This window comes from Thalassotalea fonticola, from assembly GCF_032911225.1.
Lineage (GTDB): Bacteria > Pseudomonadota > Gammaproteobacteria > Enterobacterales > Alteromonadaceae > Thalassotalea_A > Thalassotalea_A fonticola.
The window spans coordinates 4,751,282-4,769,992 of sequence record NZ_CP136600.1 but is presented as its reverse complement, the minus strand read 5'-3'; the positions used below and the strand labels follow the sequence as shown (position 1 = coordinate 4,769,992).

At 39.2% G+C, this 18,711-nt stretch carries 17 protein-coding genes; 15 read left to right on the top strand and 2 right to left on the bottom strand.

The features are described 5' to 3' along the window. Nucleotides 1-127: 127 nt before the first annotated feature. Nucleotides 128-2,524, bottom strand: a complete 2,397-nt coding sequence (locus RI844_RS19720) for a Lon protease family protein (protein WP_348396351.1) — start codon at nucleotides 2,522-2,524, stop codon at nucleotides 128-130. Between the two features lie 209 nt (nucleotides 2,525-2,733). Continuing rightward, nucleotides 2,734-3,219 (bottom strand): zinc ribbon-containing protein, encoded by a 486-nt coding sequence (locus tag RI844_RS19715; protein WP_348396350.1) that lies wholly within the window; start codon nucleotides 3,217-3,219, stop codon nucleotides 2,734-2,736. Nucleotides 3,220-3,470: 251 nt separating this feature from the next. On the opposite strand from RI844_RS19715, the gene leuS reads away from it, so the two are divergent. The 15 genes from leuS (at nucleotide 3,471) to RI844_RS19640 (ending at nucleotide 18,677) form a co-directional block, all read left to right on the top strand. Further along, entirely contained in the window at nucleotides 3,471-6,059 is a 2,589-nt protein-coding gene (gene leuS, locus RI844_RS19710) for a leucine--tRNA ligase (protein ID WP_348396349.1), read from the top strand. Then, nucleotides 6,059-6,571, top strand: a complete 513-nt coding sequence (locus RI844_RS19705; protein WP_348396348.1) for an LPS-assembly lipoprotein LptE — start codon at nucleotides 6,059-6,061, stop codon at nucleotides 6,569-6,571. Before leuS ends, RI844_RS19705 begins: the two co-directional genes overlap by 1 nt. An 8-nt stretch (nucleotides 6,572-6,579) precedes the next feature. Next, the gene (gene holA / locus RI844_RS19700) at nucleotides 6,580-7,638 is read left to right on the top strand and encodes a DNA polymerase III subunit delta (protein ID WP_348396347.1); all 1,059 of its coding nucleotides are present in this window, start codon (nucleotides 6,580-6,582) and stop codon (nucleotides 7,636-7,638) included. Next, nucleotides 7,622-8,281, top strand: coding sequence for a nicotinate-nucleotide adenylyltransferase (gene nadD / locus RI844_RS19695; protein ID WP_348396346.1), 660 nt, complete (start codon nucleotides 7,622-7,624; stop codon nucleotides 8,279-8,281). Before holA ends, nadD begins: the two co-directional genes overlap by 17 nt. 129 nt (nucleotides 8,282-8,410) lie before the next feature. After that, on the top strand, nucleotides 8,411-8,734 hold the full coding sequence (gene rsfS / locus RI844_RS19690) for a ribosome silencing factor (protein WP_348396345.1): 324 nt from the start codon (nucleotides 8,411-8,413) through the stop codon (nucleotides 8,732-8,734). A 5-nt stretch (nucleotides 8,735-8,739) separates the two neighbouring features. Then, on the top strand, nucleotides 8,740-9,210 hold the full coding sequence (gene rlmH, locus RI844_RS19685; RefSeq protein WP_348396344.1) for a 23S rRNA (pseudouridine(1915)-N(3))-methyltransferase RlmH: 471 nt from the start codon (nucleotides 8,740-8,742) through the stop codon (nucleotides 9,208-9,210). Nucleotides 9,211-9,216: 6 nt separating this feature from the next. Next, on the top strand, nucleotides 9,217-11,157 hold the full coding sequence (gene mrdA, locus RI844_RS19680) for a penicillin-binding protein 2 (RefSeq protein ID WP_348396343.1): 1,941 nt from the start codon (nucleotides 9,217-9,219) through the stop codon (nucleotides 11,155-11,157). Nucleotides 11,158-11,184: 27 nt separating this feature from the next. Further along, entirely contained in the window at nucleotides 11,185-12,300 is a 1,116-nt protein-coding gene (rodA, locus tag RI844_RS19675) for a rod shape-determining protein RodA (RefSeq protein WP_348396342.1), read from the top strand. Nucleotides 12,301-12,432: 132 nt separating this feature from the next. Beyond that, nucleotides 12,433-13,386, top strand: a complete 954-nt coding sequence (locus RI844_RS19670; protein WP_348396341.1) for a septal ring lytic transglycosylase RlpA family protein — start codon at nucleotides 12,433-12,435, stop codon at nucleotides 13,384-13,386. 163 nt (nucleotides 13,387-13,549) lie between these two features. Then, entirely contained in the window at nucleotides 13,550-14,713 is a 1,164-nt protein-coding gene (locus RI844_RS19665) for a serine hydrolase (RefSeq protein WP_348396340.1), read from the top strand. Between the two features lie 160 nt (nucleotides 14,714-14,873). Further along, the gene (locus tag RI844_RS19660; RefSeq protein WP_348396339.1) at nucleotides 14,874-15,722 is read left to right on the top strand and encodes a D-amino acid aminotransferase; all 849 of its coding nucleotides are present in this window, start codon (nucleotides 14,874-14,876) and stop codon (nucleotides 15,720-15,722) included. Between the two features lie 54 nt (nucleotides 15,723-15,776). Next, entirely contained in the window at nucleotides 15,777-16,040 is a 264-nt protein-coding gene (gene ybeD / locus RI844_RS19655) for a DUF493 family protein YbeD (protein WP_348396338.1), read from the top strand. Nucleotides 16,041-16,124: 84 nt separating this feature from the next. Continuing rightward, on the top strand, nucleotides 16,125-16,808 hold the full coding sequence (gene lipB / locus RI844_RS19650; protein ID WP_348396337.1) for a lipoyl(octanoyl) transferase LipB: 684 nt from the start codon (nucleotides 16,125-16,127) through the stop codon (nucleotides 16,806-16,808). Nucleotides 16,809-16,813: 5 nt separating this feature from the next. After that, nucleotides 16,814-17,797: a lipoyl synthase gene (gene lipA, locus RI844_RS19645; RefSeq protein ID WP_348396336.1), complete on the top strand. Its 984-nt coding sequence runs from the start codon at nucleotides 16,814-16,816 to the stop codon at nucleotides 17,795-17,797. Nucleotides 17,798-18,098: 301 nt separating this feature from the next. Beyond that, the gene (locus RI844_RS19640; RefSeq protein ID WP_348396335.1) at nucleotides 18,099-18,677 is read left to right on the top strand and encodes a hypothetical protein; all 579 of its coding nucleotides are present in this window, start codon (nucleotides 18,099-18,101) and stop codon (nucleotides 18,675-18,677) included. Nucleotides 18,678-18,711 lie beyond the last annotated feature (34 nt).

Genomic DNA, 18,711 nt, shown 5'->3' with positions numbered 1-18,711 from the left:
GTAATGAATTACGAATACGTTGCACTACGAATTACGAAGACATTTTAAACTCAGTACCGAATACCTTTCACTTCGATAACTGCTTCGTGATTCGTAGGTATAAAGTACCGTATTCGAAACTGATAAGTTATTCGCTATCCCCGCCATTAATCATATCCGATAGATATGACAACTTGTCCATGGCTAAACCATGAATCGATTTTCTCGGATAGCTACCATCTCTTTTAGAGACACCTGCAGCCTGACCAAGTAACAGCTCTAATGCCTGATCAACATGGTCAACAGCATAAATATTAAACTCACCGTTTTCAACAGCCTCAATCACATCAGGGTCTAGCATTAGATTGATTTTATTAGTTTTTGGGATAATAACGCCTTGCTCACCAGTAAGTCCCTTATCACGACATAACCGGTAGAAACCTTCAATTTTTTCGTTTACCCCGCCAATAGATTGCACCTCACCGTGTTGGTTCATTGAACCAGTTATGGCGAGCTGTTGATTAATTGGTAATTTGGTAATTGACGATATTAATGCGCAAAGCTCAGCCATTGATGCACTATCACCATCGATATGGCCATAAGATTGTTCAATGGCAATATTCGCTGATATTGATAACGGAAAGCTTTGACCATATTTATGGCCAAGATAACCAATCAATAACAGTACACCTTTCGAGTGAATTGATTTACCTAACTCGGCTTCGCGCTCAATATCTGTTACCCCTTGCGCCCCCGCATAAACGGTGGCAGAAATACGTGCAGGTGTACCAAACACGCTATCACCAATTTCAAGTACGGTTAAGCCATTAACCTTGCCTACCGCCTGCCCTTCGGTTGAGATAAGCACTTGTTCTTCTTTGATTTCCTGAAGCCATGTTTCGCTTAAGCGTCCGGTTCTTCTCGCTTTTGCCGCAAGTGCAGCCTCAACATGAGTTTCTTCAATATTGCCGGCACTGCCTAATTTTTGCCAAATAAATTTGGCTTCATCAAGCAAATCGTTTATTTGTACTATATTGGCAGACAAGCGTTGTTGATGCTCAGCCTTTCGCAGAGAATAACGAACCAATAAACTCACCGCTTTATCATTAACGATCGGGTAATCGTGCTTTTGTGCGTGTTGGCGTATTAATGTGGCATACGCCTTTAAATTTTCCTGATTTTTATCAACGTGACGATCAAAGTCAGCCAGTACGCGAAACAGCTCGGTAAACTCTTGATCATACTCTTGTAAGGTATAATAAATTTCAGAATTGCCGAGTAAAATCACTTTCACTTTCAGCGGGATTTTTTCAGGCTGCAAACTAACACTACTGCCCATAGCCATATCAGCGTATGGATGATCTATTTGTGCTTCACCGGTTTTTAATGCCAATTTTAACCGTTGCCAAATCATTGGCTGGGTTAATAACTTTTCGGCATCCAATAATAAATAACCGCCATTGGCACGATGTAAAGCACCACTGCGAATTAACCGGTAATTGGTATACACCGCCCCTTGAAATGATGAATAGTCAATAGAGCCAAAAAGGTTTTGGTAGGTAGGGTTTTGTTCATAAACAACAGGCGCCCCCTCGTTAGGTACTCGAGAAACCAGCAAGTTTGGCATGAAACGCTCTTCCATCATTTTGCGACAACCTTTGTCGTCACGAGGATTTTCTGAGTTTTCATCAACCAATATATCTAATACCGCCTCAGTGATAGATCCTTTCACTTGATGAAGGTATTTCAACACGCCAAGGTTTGCCGCAAATTCACGTTCAAGTTCTTTTAGTAACGGACGTATGCTTTGTTCAGCGGTACCAAATTTTAATTTTCGCATGGCAACGCTGGACTCACGTTTCCATAATGGTAATTCCAGTAATTTTTCACTGAGAATGGTTTCTAGCTCTTCCAACAATTGATAAAACTCGGTTCGTTTGGTTTCATCTAAGTTAGCAAAATCTTTATCGTTTAATGGCTTGCCATCAACGAGTGGCGCAAAGCTTATTTCGCCTTTCTCTTCATACAAAACAACTTCTTTTGAATAGGCATGTTCTTCAACACTTTCAATGGCTTCATCATATTTCTTATTAAAAGCGCGATCTATAGCGGCTTTCTGGCGTTGATATCCCGGGTTATCAAATATCTCAGGAAATAGATCCATCAAATCATCTATTAATGAATTAATTTTACCTTGTAATTGTTTTCCTTCACCGGCATTTAAATACAATTTATGCGGCGCTTGATGATCATCAAAATTATTTATGTAACACCATTCATTGGCTGTATCTTGTTGACTAGCAAATTCAGCTAACATTTGGCTGATCAACGTTTGTCTGCCGCTGCCAGGTTCGCCTTTGGCAAATACATTAAAACCTGTTGATGGCATGGAAAGACCAAAATTCAGCGCTTCTTTGGCCCGCTCATGGCCAATAAATTTCTGTTTAACATTGACATCTACCTGGCTTTTGGAAAATAAACTTTCTGGTAATTCAGCACATAATTTCTTGGCTGGCACCTTAAGTGCGTCGTTAGATATTGTCATGTAATATTGATATCCTTTAAAGACATAAAAGAAGGAGGTTTTATTGTTATTTTAATCATGTCGAACTGATAACTTTAAAGAGTTAGATTCGACCAAAAGAACAACCCTATAGAATCAGTGTATACCTAGGTAATATAAAAATGCAAAGCCAAAATTGACTAAGTTTAAAATCGTATAAAAAGTGTTCTGCATGAGCACGTTATGAAAGATTAATCACTAAACGCCTGGCGAGAATATTCATTTGAACCGCAATTTGGACATTGAATGACCGTACTTGCGTGGGTTACATCAACCTGCCTAGCACATCCTTGACACTGTATACGCCCAAAGCCAATTAAATCTCCGGTTTTATAGGTACCGTCATGATTGAAATCATCGACTAATTCAGTCCACTCAACTTGTGTTTGATCGGTCATATGAGCCAAATGCTGCCACATGCCTTCACTAATAGCATTGAGATACATAGAGTTTTCAGCATCGGTTTTGTTGTGTTGATAAAAACCGAGTAAGTCTTGCTTAAAACTCTCAATTGACAACTGGTATTCGTTAATAGAAACTTGCTCAGCTGCATTAATAAATTCATCGGCCTTGTTTACCCATTGCATGATCGATTTAACTTCATCATTTTTAGCATCTTTTAACCAAAGATAAATTTTATCGAAAATGTTTTGATAATTGCTATTTTTGTCACTCATAAACCGTCCTAAATTTACCTACTATTTTTATACTTAATTCACGTCAAAGCGTTGGATTGTGTATAAATTTCAATACTTACATTAAAAGTATAGACAAACTGAGCTGATTAGGGAGAAACGACGCGCTCTTCTATACCATTTAGCAAATATTTAAGTTATTATCCGAGCAATATTTTAAATTCATGTCTAGTGCTAAATAAAAATTTGATTAGCAAAAAATTTAGCATGACCAACGCTTGAGAATACCGTTAATGGAATCCATTTATAATCCACAGTCTATTGAAGAAAAAATTCAACAGAGCTGGACCGAAAACAATACATTTGTTGCAACTGAAAAACCGGGTAAAGAAAAATTTTACTGCTTGTCGATGTTCCCATACCCAAGCGGACGTTTACATATGGGCCATGTACGTAATTATACTCTTGGCGATGTTATTAGCCGATATCAGCGCTTACAAGGTAAAAATGTAATGCAACCTATGGGTTGGGATGCATTTGGATTACCTGCAGAAAATGCTGCAATTAAAAACAAAGCTGCACCGGCAAAGTGGACCTATGAAAACATTGACTACATGCGTAATCAGTTAAAATCATTAGGCTTTGGTTATGACTGGAATCGAGAGTTAGCTACTTGTACACCTGAATATTATCGTTGGGAACAATGGTTTTTCACTCAGCTTTTTGAAAAAGGCTTGGTCTACAAAAAAAATGCCACGGTAAACTGGGATCCTGTTGATCATACTGTTCTTGCCAACGAACAAGTAATTGATGGTCGCGGCTGGCGCTCTGGCGCAATTGTTGAACGTAAAGAAATTCCACAGTGGTTTATCAAAATTACCGATTACGCCGAAGAACTATTAAACGATTTAGACCAACTTGAAGGTTGGCCTGAACAAGTAAAAACCATGCAGCGCAATTGGATTGGCCGCTCTGAAGGTGTAGAAATGACCTTCGAAGTAGCAGGCTCTAAAGAACGCTTCGATATTTATACAACACGTCCAGATACATTAATGGGGGTAACTTATGTTGCCCTTGCTACTCAGCACCCACTTGCATTGGAAGCAGCCAAAAATAACAGTGAGTTAAGTGAGTTTATTGCCTCATGTAAAAACAACAAAGTTGCTGAAGCTGATATGGCAACCATGGAAAAACTTGGTGTAGATACAGGTCTTAAAGCTGTACACCCTATCACTGGCGAACTAGTACCAGTATGGGCAGCAAATTTTGTGTTAATGGATTACGGCTCAGGTGCAGTTATGTCAGTACCAGGTCATGATCAACGTGACTTCGAATTTGCCACAAAATACGGTTTAAACATTAAACAAGTGATCACCGGCTCTGAGGCTGATGATATTTCTACGGCAGCCATTACTGAAAAAGGCACGCTAATCAACTCTGGTGAGTTCGATGGATTAGGTTTTGACGCGGCTTTTAAAGCAATTTCAGATAATTTGAACAACGCAGGTAAAGGAAAAATCACCGTAAATTACCGCTTACGTGACTGGGGTGTTTCTCGTCAACGCTACTGGGGTACGCCAATTCCAATGTTAACCCTTGAAAACGGTGAGTCGGTGCCAGTACCACAAGATCAATTACCGGTACGTTTACCGGAGGATGTGGTAATGGATGGTGTAACGTCACCAATTAAAGCCGATCCGGAATGGGCAAAAACCACTTATAATGGCGAAACCGCATTCCATGAAACAGACACCTTTGACACCTTTATGGAGTCATCTTGGTACTATGCTCGTTATTGTTCTCCAGATCACGACACTGGCATGTTAGACCCTGACAAAGCGAATTACTGGTTACCGGTTGATCAATATGTTGGAGGCATAGAACATGCTATTTTACATTTGTTGTATTCACGTTTTTTCCACAAATTGTTGCGTGACGTTGGTTTAGTCGACTCAGACGAGCCGTTTAAAAGCTTATTATGTCAAGGCATGGTATTAGCCGATACTTACTATCGTGAAGAAAGTAATGGCGCTCAAACTTGGATTGCACCTAGTGATGTTGACGTTGAGCGTGACGAAAAAGGCGCAGTTATCAAAGCCACTTATAAAGAAGATGGCTTACCGGTATTATCAGCCGGGATGAGCAAAATGAGCAAATCAAAGAATAATGGTATTGACCCGCAAGAAGTTATTAGCCAATTTGGTGCTGATACCGTACGTTTATTCATTATGTTTACTTCACCGCCAGAGCAAACGCTGGAATGGTCCGACTCAGGTGTAGAAGGCGCACATCGTTTCTTAAAACGAGTGTGGAAATTAGTATTTGATTTCAGCGAAGCGACAAAAGCCACGGCTATTCCTACGTTAGCTGATGTTCAACTTAATTCACAGCAGAAAAATTTACGCCGAGAATTGCATAAAACTATTGCCAAGGTAAGTGATGATATTGGTCGTCGTAATACCTTTAATACAGCTATTGCTGCAATTATGGAATTAATGAATCACCTAGCGAAAGCGAAACTTGAATCTGATGCCGATAAAGCCATTATGCATGAAGCAGTGCAATCGATTGTACTAATGCTAACACCAATAACACCACATTTAGGCCATGAATTATGGGCAACTATTGGTGACGGTACGGCTGTAGAAGAAGCGACATGGCCAACAGTTGATGAAGCTGCATTAGTACAAGATGAAAAACTAGTCATTGTGCAGGTAAATGGTAAATTACGTTCAAAAATTACCGTTAGTGCCAGTGCTTCACAAGAAGATGTTGAAAAGATTGCGTTTTCGGAAGAGAATGTAGTTAAATTTACAGAAGGTAAAACCGTTCGTAAAATTATTTACGTACCGGGCAAGCTTCTAAACATCGTGGCTAATTAATGACAAAAATCGCTGTTTTTACAAAGTGGATAAAAGTATCCGTTAGCGTCCTGCTAACGGCATCTTTCCTTACTGGCTGTGGCTTTCATTTACGTGGCGATTATTTATTACCCGATGAAATGCAAACCTTATATGTAAGCTCACAAGACCCACATGGTGAGCTAACCCGCTTTGTAAAATCAAATTTAAAAGATAATGATGTAAAGGTGCTGAATAAAAGCAGCACTAACATCCCAGAGCTACGTATTTTAAAAGATTCACTCAATCGTCGCACTTTATCCTTATTTGAAAACGGTCAAGTTGCTGAGTATGAATTAACCTATTCAGTACGTTATGAAATCAGGTTTGAGAATACAGATAACCAACACCATAGCTTTGAAATTACTCGCAATTATCAAGAAGATCCAGATAGAGCACTCGCTAAAACCAGAGAGCTAAGCTTATTACGCAAAGAGATGCGTATTGAAGCTGCCAACACCATCTTACGTAACCTTGCAACTACAGAGCTTTAACCTCTCTTATGCGCATTTATCATAACCAACTTGCTAACCAACTACAGAAACAACTGCTTGCTGTTTGGTTAGTATTTGGTGATGAACCTTGGCAAAAAAATGATGCCTTGGACAACATTAAACTCAGCGCCAAAGACCAAGGGTATGATGAATTAATTCGTTTTAGTAACGATGATAAATTTGACTGGAATCAGGTCTACAATGAATTTCAATCGCTCAGTTTATTTGCCGAAAAACGAATTATTGAAATTGATTTAGTCAATAATAAACTTGATGACCGTGCTGTAAAAACGCTTAGCGATATTGGTGATTTTATTGATGGGCAAGGTCAAAGTGATGTGTTGTTAATTCTTCATGGACCAAAGCTTGATGCATCTACCAGCAAGAAAAAGTGGTTTAAGTCCTTAGATAAAATTGGCTGTTATATTCCGCTTTATGATCTTGAAGGAAAAAGCTTAAGCATTTGGCTTAATAATCAATGCCGACAATTAAAGCTAAACATGGACTCGCAAGCGCAGCAATTATTAAGTGATTTTTTTATTGGCAATACTCCTGCGTTAGCTCAAGAGCTGCAAAAGCTGACCTTATTATTTGATCAACAATTTATCCGCAGCGAAGACCTAGAACAACTGTTGATCAAACAATCCAAATTTAGTCCATTTCAGTTGACCGACGCATTACTCGCTGGCCAACTCGAACAATGCAATAACATGCTTACTCAAATGAAGCATGAAGGCGTGGTGTTAGCCCAACTTGTTTGGATAGTTCATAAAGAAATATTACAAATTGAGATGATGTTAACTCGAATCAAAAACGGTGAGAATCGTGATGCATTATTTAAAGAACTACGCATTTGGGACAAAAAAAAGCCCTTATACAATCACGCACTTAACAACGTTACCTTGGCCAATATAAAACGAGCAAAAATGCGTTTGGCTAAAACCGACTTGATCAGTAAAACTAGCAGCGATTTTGATGATTTTATTTTGTTATCAGATGTTTGTTTAACCTTATATTATGGTGATGTAACCCAGAACCTGTCACTCGATTATGAGTATTTCGCCTAGCATGCTGGAAAAAGACCAACAACATATTGGCATTTTCGGTGGTACTTTTGACCCAATCCATTTAGGTCATACAAAGCCTAGCGAAGATATCGCCAAACAACTTGGCCTTTCACAGGTATTACTCGTTCCTGCACATATTCCACCTCATAAGCAATCTACAGTGGCAAGTACATTGCAACGCAAGAAAATGGTAGAGCTAGTCTGTAATGAAAGTTCATTATTTACCTTGGATGAACGCGAATTAAAGCGACACACAAAATCAGTTACCATAGATTCAATTAAAGAATTAAAACAGCAACATCCAAATGCTAGACTTTATTTTTTTATTGGTACCGATTCACTAATTTCATTACCGACTTGGCACCAAATACAAGAGTTGCTGACACTTTGTCATTTTGTAGTCAGCACAAGACCCGGTTATTGCCCAACTACATTATGCGATGAGAGTATATGTAAGAGGATTACCGACGACATTAACTTGGTGAAACAACAAAGCGCCGGCAAAATTTTATTACTAGAAACTTGCCAGGTAAATATTTCATCAACTGAAATTCGTAAAAAACTTAACGGTAAAGAAGACTGCAGTGAGTTTTTATCCAAAAGTGTGGCGCAATTTATTGAGCAGCATAAACTTTATCGTTAATAGTTAGCACCGCTGTTAACTTTTGTCACTTCGGGTTAGAATAAGTGCCATACAATAAATTTTTGCCTGAACTGGCAGCATTTATTTTCACTCTGGTGATAATAAACATAAGATTTTAAGGAATACACTTTGCAAGCAGAACAATTAGTTGAATTTGTACAAACCCAACTAGAAGACATTAAAGCCCGTGATATCGTAACTCTAAATGTTGCAGAAAAAGCCAGTTTTACCGATTACATGGTAATTTGTTCAGGTAACTCATCAAGACATGTCAGTTCAATTGCTGAAAATCTAAACACAGCAATGAAAGCCAAACAGATGAAACCTATTGGTATTGAAGGTACCGATGTTGGAGAGTGGGCCCTGCTTGATTTAGGTGATGTTATTGTGCATGTAATGACCGATGACACTCGTGACCTTTATCAACTAGAAAAACTTTGGTCTGACGAATAACCCATATGCGTCTCACCCTCATTGCCGTTGGCAATAAAATGCCAAGTTGGATTGCTCAAGGATTTAGCGAGTATTCCCGACGCTTTCCTCGTGATTTAAGCTTCGACTTAATTGAGATAACCCCAGGTAAGCGTGGTAAAAATGCCGACATTGCTCGCATTTTAGAAAAAGAAGGCGAACAGACCTTAGCCGCCATTCCTAAAGGCAATCGCATTGTTACTTTAGAAGTAGAAGGCAAGCCCTGGACGACTCCACAACTGGCACAAGAGCTGGAAAAGTGGCAAATGGATGGTCGCGATGTGTCTTTACTGGTTGGTGGCCCTGAAGGTTTAGCACCAGCTTGCATAAAAGCCTCGGAACAAAAGTGGTCGTTATCGGCTCTAACCTTACCACACCCTATGGTAAGAATTATGATCGCAGAAAGTTTGTACCGTGCTTGGAGCATTAACAATAACCATCCTTATCATCGTGAGTAATGGTTAGTGGCGATAAAACACGTATCAATTAGAAATCACAGTGCTGAGGCAAACCTGTTTGCCCGCAGAGCCTTTATCACCTTTTTAGGTGTATTGGTTATGCTATTGATTTTATTTAATAATTTATATGAGTTAGAAGTCAATTCGTTTGAAAAATACCAAACTAGATCGAATAAAAACCGCATTAAACTTTTGCCGGTAGCACCGAATAGAGGCCTGATTTATGATCGAAATGGCGTATTGTTAGCTGAGAACAAACCCGTATATTCTCTAGAAATCATCCCTGAACAAGTTAAAGATATTAACAAAACCTTAGCTTTACTCAGCACCATTGTAGATATTTCTGATGAGCAAAAAACAGACTTTTTAGAAGCGATGCGTTATAAGCGTCGCTTTAAGCCTATTGAGTTAATTTCTCGGTTAAACGATGAGCAAGTGGCTAAAATTTCAGTAAGCCAACACTTGTATCCAGGGGTTATCATCGAAGCGCGTTTAAAGCGTTATTACCCTTTTGCGGATTTAACCACTCACTCTTTAGGTTATGTAGCCAAAATTAATCGCAAAGATTTAATTAAATTAGACGAGCAAGGCAAGTCGGAAGATTATAAAGCCACTCGTGACATTGGTAAGTTAGGCCTAGAGCGCTATTACGAAGAGATGTTGCATGGCACTATGGGGCATCAAGAAGTTGAAGTGAATAACCAAGGGAGAATTCTGCGTACCTTAAGTTTTACTCCTCCTGTATCAGGGAGTGATCTCACCTTAACCCTAGATATAGAATTGCAAATGATTGCAAAACGAGCCCTGTCAGGAAAACGTGGAGCAGTGGTTGCTATCGACCCACGAGATGGTGGTGTGTTAGCGTTTTATTCAAACCCAAGCTATGACGGCAATTTGTTTGTGCATGGCATTTCATCAAAAAACTATAAAAAACTACAAAACCGCAATCGCCCATTAGTCAACAGAGCAACAAAAGGCACTTATCCGCCAGCATCAACTATCAAACCATTTTTGGGCTTAACAGGCCTGGAAAATAATATGATCACCACTACGTCAAAAATTTGGGATCCTGGTTTTTTCAAACTTAAAAATGGCAAACGCAAATACCGTGATCATTTAAAATGGGGACACGGCTGGGTGACTTTAGAAGAAGCGGTAATGCGATCATGTAATACTTTTTTTTACGATCTTTCTTATAAACTCGGTATAGATAAAATTTCTGAAACCATGGCCAAATTTGGTTTTGGTGAATCTACTGGTATCGATATTTATGAAGAAAGTGAAGCAATAATGCCGAGTCGAGGTTGGAAACGGGCGCGTTATAATCAACCTTGGTATCATGGCGATACCGTAAATATTGGTATTGGCCAAGGTTATTGGACAGTTACACCACTGCAATTGGCACAAGCAACCTCCATTTTAGTGAATAAAGGCGAAATTAAAGAGCCGCACTTTTTATCAAAAATTCATCAAGTCTCATCGTTTACTGCCGAAGTTAATTATGACGAAACAGATGATATGACTAATAGCCCAGCACTAACTAAAGAAATTATCCCGTTTGAAATAAATGATAAGCCGCCGATTGAATTAAACAACCCAAATAGCTGGGATATTATTTTAGAAGCGATGCATAAAACAGTAAGAAAACCTGCCGGTACAGGTTATCGCGCATTTTTAGGCACAAGTTATGATGCCGCCGGTAAATCAGGTACTGGCGAGGTCGTAGGTCGGGCGCAAGATACTGATTATGATGCAAGCAAACTTTCAGAAGATAAACGCGATAATGCTATGTTTATTGCCTTTGCGCCATTTACTGCGCCAGAAATTGTGGTAGCTATCGCGATTGAAAATGTAGCTGTAGGTGGTGGTGGCTCTAACGCAGGTCCCGTGGCAAGACAGATCATGGATCAGTACTTTGCCAATAAAAAGCTAGTTGCGGTTAAATAAAGAATTACCTTTAGAGAATAATAAAACATGCGTTATGTAGGCAAAGACGAAGCTAAAAAGAAAACCTTATTAGAGCGGATCCATATAGATTTGCCGCTTTTGTTTGTGCTGTTGTTGCTAATGAGCGTAGGTTTATGTGTAATTTACAGTGCCGGGGGCCAAGAGCTTGATTTAGTCATTAGACAAGTTATCCGCCTAGGAATAGGTCTTGGGGTAATGTTTGTTGTTGCACAAATACCACCTTCGGTCTATCAACGCTGGGCTGTGATCGTGTTTATTTTAGGGTTATTGATGTTGCTTGCCGTTTTGTTGTTTGGCCATGTTGGCAAAGGCGCGCAGCGCTGGTTAGATTTAGGTTTTATGAAATTTCAGCCTTCCGAAATCATGAAACTGGTTGTGCCAATGACCATCGCCTGGTTTATTAGTCGTTATGATCTACCCGCCAAAACTAGGCATATATTAATTGCCTTTGTATTAGTAATGCTTCCTACCTTGATGATAGCTAAACAACCCGATTTAGGCACTTCATTACTCATTGCCAGTTCAGGTATTTTTGTATTATTTCTGGCTGGTGCCAGTTGGAAATTAATTGGAATTTCCGCAGGAGTTGTTTCAGCGTTTATGCCCATTTTATGGATGTTCTTAATGCGTGATTACCAAAAACAGCGAGTATTAACGTTTTTAAACCCTGAGCAAGATCCACTAGGCTCTGGTTATCACATCATTCAATCAAAAATTGCTATCGGCTCCGGCGGAATTTCAGGAAAGGGTTGGCTGCAAGGAACACAGTCGCAATTAGAGTTTTTGCCCGAGCGCCACACCGACTTTATTTTTGCTGTATTCAGTGAAGAGTTTGGCTTAATAGGCATTGTTGGTTTACTACTGATCTATCTATTAATTGTTATGCGTGGTTTATGGATTGCATTTAATGCCCAAGAAGCGTTCACAAAATTACTGGCTGGTAGTCTAACGCTAACCTTCTTTGTTTATGTTTTCGTAAACATTGGGATGGTATCAGGAATATTGCCTGTTGTTGGTGTACCACTACCATTGGTCAGTTATGGTGGCACTTCTATGGTAACCTTGATGGCTGGGTTTGGCGTTATTATGGCAATTAGTACGCATAGGCGATTGATTTCGTAGGTAAAGTTATTTATGGCTGGAAATAACAATAAAACGGTTGAGTCTATACCTATAACTTACTACACTTATTGCTGCAAATATAAGCGCTGCGAGCTTATATGAATAAATTTTTATAATAATAAGAAGCCCATTGTGCCGTTAGCTAAACCCATTCTCCTTGTATTCATTTTTTTTACTCTTGTCGCTTGTCAAAGCAACTCGCGTTATTCACAAACACATGACAGCATTCCAACACGCCTACCGACTGAACTCGAACTAAAAGAGCCTGTTCCTAAGGTCGTTGCCCCCAGTCGTGGTGGAAATAAAAATTACCAAGTCTTTGGCAAACCTTACAGTGTATTAAAAACAGCAGAAGGCTATAAAGCTACAGGTACGGCCTCTTGGTATGGTAAAAAGTTTCATGGCCATTTAACCTCAAATGGCGAAATTTACGATATGTATGCGTTTAGTGCGGCTCATAAAGCCCTGCCCTTACCTACTTATGTACAAGTTACCAATTTAGCCAATAACAAATCGGTGATTGTACGAGTAAATGATCGCGGACCTTTTCACCAAGATCGTTTAATAGATTTGTCTTATAGTGCGGCCTACAAACTAGGAATGCTAAATAAGGGGACAGCGAAAGTAAGTATTGAGGCGATTACCCAGTCTAATTTAGCGAAATTCACTAAACCAGTTTTTTCAAACGACATTATTGCGACCAATACAATCGAGCGATTACCTGAACTGGAAGCCATATCCGTAACGACGGGTTCGCGACCAGCAGCCCAATCTAACAGGTCAATTCAGCCAATAAACACCCCGGTAAAGCTTTCATCTTCCACACCAGTAACCAAAACAGCAACTATGTTGACAAATTTTAAGCCCTATATTCATGTTTTAGTTACACGCGATAAACTGTTAGCGAACAATACCGCCAAAGGTATACAGTTCTTATTGCAAGTGCCGGTAAAATTATCAGAAAAAAATGAACTTTTTCGGGTGCAAGTGGGACCAATAAATAATGCCAATGAGGCAAAAATATTGCTCGCTAATTTACAGAAACAAGGTTATCCGGAAGCATACCCGTTAAGATCACCAAAATAAGCGATAAATAGCTGAATAAAAACGGTTAGCAGCGCTTATATTAAAACTAAATGCTGATATACTAACCAGCAATTTTTTGCCATTAAAAAATTAATTCATGGCAATATAACATTAAAAATTATAACTATTAAAACTAAAAATTATCGAATTTTACAGGTAAATGATGAGCAACTCAGCACGTAAACTTATAAACATATTTAGCGGCCTTGTTTTAGCAACAGCCGCATTCACCGCCTCTGCGAATACAATTATTCCAGCGCCACCACAAATTAATGCTGAAGGTTATATTTTACTAGATCATGCTACCGGCAAAGTAATAGCCGAAGGTAATGCAGACATTCAATTAGAGCCCGCATCACTAACTAAAATGATGACGAGTTACATCATTGGTAAGGAAATTGAAGCCGGCAACATCGCAAATGATGATTTAGTTACTATCAGCGAAAACGCCTGGGCGAAAAACTTTCCAGATTCATCAAAAATGTTTATTGAAGTAGGTACTGAAGTATCAGTTAAATTACTTAATCAAGGGATCATTGTTGCCTCTGGTAACGATGCTTGTGTAGCAATGTCTGAACATATTGCCGGTAGTGAAAGTGCATTTGCTGATTTAATGAATGCTCATGCCCAGCAACTTGGTATGTTAGGCAGTAACTTTCAAAACTCACACGGTTTAAGTGGTACAGAGCACTACTCTACTCCACGTGATATGGCCACACTAGCCAGTGCATTAATTACTGATGTACCTGATGAATATGCAATTTATAAGCAAAAATCGTTTACCTTTAACAACATAAAGCAATATAACCGAAATAGCTTATTGTGGGATAAAAGTATGAATGTAGATGGTTTGAAAACTGGTCATCATTCAAAAGCGGGCTTTAACTTAGTAACGAGCGCCACTAAAGGTAATATGCGTTTAGTTACTGTGGTTATGGGTGCTAAGAGCGAACAAGCACGTAAAATTGAAAGTAAAAAATTACTAAATTATGGTTTCCGTTTCTTTGAAACGATCACCCCGTATAAAGCCGGCGAAAGTTTTGCTACTAACCGCGTATGGATGGGTGATATTAAAGAGGTCGATTTAGGTATTTTAACCGATACATCAATCACCATTCCACGTGGTCAACGTAAAAACTTAGAAGCAAACTTCAAACTCGATCAACAATTAGAAGCGCCTTTAGCTAAGGGTACTGTTGTTGGTAAGGTATTTTTACAACTTAACGGCGAAGATGTTGGTGAATATCCTTTAGTTACGTTACAAGAAGTGAATGAAGGTAGCTTGTTTAGCCGTTTGGTTGATTACGTGAAGTTGCAATTGCTTTAATAGAAACTTGAAACTTGCAGCATATAATTTTTCAAATAAAGTAATACTCTATTGTTAGAGTATCCATAAATGGATTCCCGCCTCGGGTCGGGCATCCTGCTTCACTCTAACTTCTCCATCCATGGAGTCGTTCACGGGAATGACGGCATAAGTAGACATTATGACAGACATCGTTTATTTGAATGGTGAATTACTCGCCAAAAAAGACGCAAAAATCTCGGTTTTAGACCGAGGTTTTTTGTTTGCTGACGGTATTTATGAAGTAATACCGGTTTATAACTCTACTCCCTTTCGCTTAAAACAACACCTAGAACGCTTAGCCTGCTGTCTAGAACAACTCGACATAAGCAACCCTCACTCTGAAATTGAGTGGAAGAACATTATCCGAACGCTTATTGAGCGCAACGGTGGTGGGCATTTATCAATATACCTGCAGGTTACTCGCGGTGTTAGCGAAGATCGAAATCAACTCATTGATGAAGTTTCAACACCTACCGTTATGTTACTCGCATCACCCTTAATTGTTAACGAAGAGTCAATTGAAACAGCAACAGCAACATTACTTGCAGACATTCGTTGGCAGCATTGCGATATTAAATCAATCGCTCTGTTAGGTAATATCATGCTGCGTAATAAGGCTCAGCAGCTAGGTTGTGATGAAGCAATACTACATCGCGATAACTTAATCACTGAAGGCTCTACTTCAAATGTATTTCTGGTTAAGTTCAGAGAAGTTTATACACCGCCGCAAAACCAATTAATATTAGGCGGCATCACCCGCGATGTCATTATTGAACTTGCCGAAGCGTCGGGCCTAAAAGTACACCAACAAAACATTACTGTTGATGATTTATTGACGGCCGACGAAGTGTGGATCTCATCTTCTTCACGAGAAATTTCACCTATCATCCAAATTGATGGTAAAATCATCGGCTCAGGCCAAGTAGGCCCTGTTGCTAGTGTGCTCCATGGTGAGTTTCAAGCATTTAAAAAGACCCTAATTAATTAGTGCCATTGGTATAAACCCTTACTAATGTCGCTATAAACGTTTAAAGAGAGCTGTATGAAAACCAAATTCAATGAACTACTTGAATTTCCTTGCGTATTAAATTTTAAAATTATGGGCGTTGCCGTCCCTAACCTACCTGACTTGATCATTGAAGTTTTGCAAAATGATACTCCCGCAGATTACGTTCCAACAATTAAGCCAAGCAGTAAAGGAAACTATCACTCGGTTTCAATACCAATTCGAGTTACCAGCCAAGCGCATATTGAGAAACTTTACAAAGAGTTATCGGCAATTGAAGAAGTACGCTACGTATTGTAAAAAACTAATTAATATGAGCTATATCAAATTGTTTACGAATTCAGTAATACCCATGCTGTGCTTAGGGTAGATATTTGAGTTAATATGGCTATAATGTCGCCACTTAACGATCAGAGAGAAAACACCTTGAGTTACCCACTGGTTATTCGCCAATTAAATAGCATGGATTACGAAACAGTCTGGCATGCAATGCAAGACTTTACTGATACTCGTGATGACAGTGTCGATGACGAGCTTTGGTTAGTTGAGCATTTGCCGGTGTTTACCCAAGGGCAAGCAGGTAAAGAAGAACATCTGTTAATGCCTGGTGATATTCCGGTAGTGAAGGTTGATAGAGGCGGGCAAGTAACGTATCACGGCCCTGGTCAGCAAGTGATCTACTTTATGATCAATTTACGTCGCCGAAAAATGGGCGTTCGTGAATTAGTAACGCTAATAGAAAACGGCATTGTTAGTATGCTGGCGCAATATGATATTGATGCGGCAGCTAAACCAGATGCACCTGGTGTATATGTTGACGGTAAAAAAATTGCTTCACTGGGTTTGCGCGTCCGTAAGGGGTGCTCTTTCCATGGACTAGCGATTAATGTGAATATGGACTTATCACCGTTTTTACGCATAAACCCATGCGGTTATGCCGGGTTAGAAATGATCCAAACCATTGATTTGAATGGTCCAGACAACGTTGCCGAAACAGGCAACGCTTTAGTTGAGCAATTACAGCATTTATTAAATGCTGACACAGTTAGTTATAAGACAGGTTTGTAATCGTCATGACAGAAACAACAGAAAAAGTTAAAACAACACGTGTTGCCCCAGGCACAAAAATGCGTGATGCCGACAAAATGCAGCATATTCCTATTAAGGTTGTGCCTTCAGACCGTAAATCGATGTTGCGTAAGCCTGATTGGCTGCGGATCAAGTTACCCCGTTCAAGTGAAAATATTGATCACATCAAATCATCACTAAGGAAACACGGCTTGCACTCAGTATGCGAAGAAGCATCTTGTCCTAACCTATCAGAATGTTTTAACCACGGTACTGCCACCTTTATGATTTTAGGTGATATTTGTACACGACGTTGTCCATTTTGTGATGTTGGCCATGGTCGCCCATTAGCGGCGGATAAAGAAGAGCCAAAGAAACTTGCTTTAACACTTAAAGATATGCGTTTAAAGTACGTGGTAATTACTTCAGTTGACCGTGATGACTTACGTGACGGCGGCGCACAGCAATTCGCTGACTGTATTAGCGAAATTAGCGAACATGCTCCACATACTAAAGTTGAAATTTTAGTCCCTGATTTTCGTGGCCGCATGGACCGTGCATTAGATATCTTAAATGCCAATCCACCGCATGTTTTTAACCACAATTTAGAAACAGCACCGCGCCTTTATACTAAAGCTCGTCCGGGCGCTAACTATCAATGGTCATTAGATTTACTGAAAAAATTTGGTGAAGCTAATCCGAACGTACCAACTAAATCAGGCTTAATGGTTGGTTTAGGTGAAACTAACGACGAAATATTAGAAGTGATGCGTGATTTACGCGCTCATGGTGTAACTATGTTAACCATTGGCCAATACCTACAGCCTAGTAAGCATCACCTAGCGGTAGAACGTTACGTGCACCCAGACGACTTTGACATGTTTAAACGTGAAGCCGAAGCGATGGGCTTTGAACATGCAGCATGTGGTCCACTGGTTCGAAGTTCTTATCATGCTGACAAACAAGCTGCTGGCGAAGAAGTTAAGTAAATTACACTTTTACCTTACTAGATGAAAGGCGCATTAGCGCCTTTTTTGATCGCAAATTATTGCCGTATTAAAAGAGAATGAATATTTCAATGCAAGTTATCGATCAACCAGACTTGCTATAAAGTATCAAAATACGATACCAAAAGTTATAAAAATGGTACTTTGATAATAATATTACGACTTATTTCCCCCTAATGATAAGGTGCTTTCAATATTAAATAGCACGAATCAGCAGTACGTTAACCTGTTTAATTAAAAACATTTAATGCAATTGTGCATAGTGAACAATAGGGAGAAAGTTATGAAAATTATAATATTGCTGGTGATGTTATGTTTAACAGGTTGTCATACCACAAGCCATATGTGGAGTGATGACTATGATATGGTACGCTTTACTGGTTACCATGTTAATGAAGATAAACAAGAGTTTACGTTAAAAGCTAAAGACCGAGCTTATCGTTTTAACCTAGATGAACACCTCACTCAAACACTACTTCTTACACAAGAAACAAGCAATATTAATGAGTCGATAAACATTACTCCTTATTCTGATCATCTTTCTCTGGAATTAAATATAAACGTTAATTATGTACACTTAACTGAGCAGGAGGCGATTGAATTAATTAAATTAGATTATCCTCTTGATGGTGAAAATAACCAACTAATTAATAAACGGCTAAAAGGCACTGAAGAAGATATAAACCACGATCTTAAATATCATGATTTGCAAGATGAAAAGAGTGTGAAAATTTTAGACCCAGATAACCCTGTAGAGTTCGCAGGTAAAGTAATTGCAACACCTTTTACCTTAGCTGCCGATACAGTGATAATCGCTGGTGCTTTCGTTTTATTCTTACCTTTGATGATTATGGGGCATTGACAATGAAATTAACAAGGGTCAGAGTCAAGTTATG

Excerpts from the sequence above, each read along its gene's own strand:
- RI844_RS19720 (WP_348396351.1), bottom strand. The coding sequence starts at position 2,524 with ATGACAATATCTAACGACGCACTTAAGGTGCCAGCCAAGAAATTATGT.
- RI844_RS19715 (WP_348396350.1), bottom strand. The coding sequence starts at position 3,219 with ATGAGTGACAAAAATAGCAATTATCAAAACATTTTCGATAAAATTTAT.
- leuS (WP_348396349.1), top strand. The coding sequence starts at position 3,471 with ATGGAATCCATTTATAATCCACAGTCTATTGAAGAAAAAATTCAACAG.
- RI844_RS19705 (WP_348396348.1), top strand. The coding sequence starts at position 6,059 with ATGACAAAAATCGCTGTTTTTACAAAGTGGATAAAAGTATCCGTTAGC.
- holA (WP_348396347.1), top strand. The coding sequence starts at position 6,580 with ATGCGCATTTATCATAACCAACTTGCTAACCAACTACAGAAACAACTG.
- nadD (WP_348396346.1), top strand. The coding sequence starts at position 7,622 with ATGAGTATTTCGCCTAGCATGCTGGAAAAAGACCAACAACATATTGGC.
- rlmH (WP_348396344.1), top strand. The coding sequence starts at position 8,740 with ATGCGTCTCACCCTCATTGCCGTTGGCAATAAAATGCCAAGTTGGATT.
- rodA (WP_348396342.1), top strand. The coding sequence starts at position 11,185 with ATGCGTTATGTAGGCAAAGACGAAGCTAAAAAGAAAACCTTATTAGAG.
- RI844_RS19665 (WP_348396340.1), top strand. The coding sequence starts at position 13,550 with ATGAGCAACTCAGCACGTAAACTTATAAACATATTTAGCGGCCTTGTT.
- RI844_RS19660 (WP_348396339.1), top strand. The coding sequence starts at position 14,874 with ATGACAGACATCGTTTATTTGAATGGTGAATTACTCGCCAAAAAAGAC.
- ybeD (WP_348396338.1), top strand. The coding sequence starts at position 15,777 with ATGAAAACCAAATTCAATGAACTACTTGAATTTCCTTGCGTATTAAAT.
- lipB (WP_348396337.1), top strand. The coding sequence starts at position 16,125 with ATGGCTATAATGTCGCCACTTAACGATCAGAGAGAAAACACCTTGAGT.
- lipA (WP_348396336.1), top strand. The coding sequence starts at position 16,814 with ATGACAGAAACAACAGAAAAAGTTAAAACAACACGTGTTGCCCCAGGC.
- RI844_RS19640 (WP_348396335.1), top strand. The coding sequence starts at position 18,099 with ATGAAAATTATAATATTGCTGGTGATGTTATGTTTAACAGGTTGTCAT.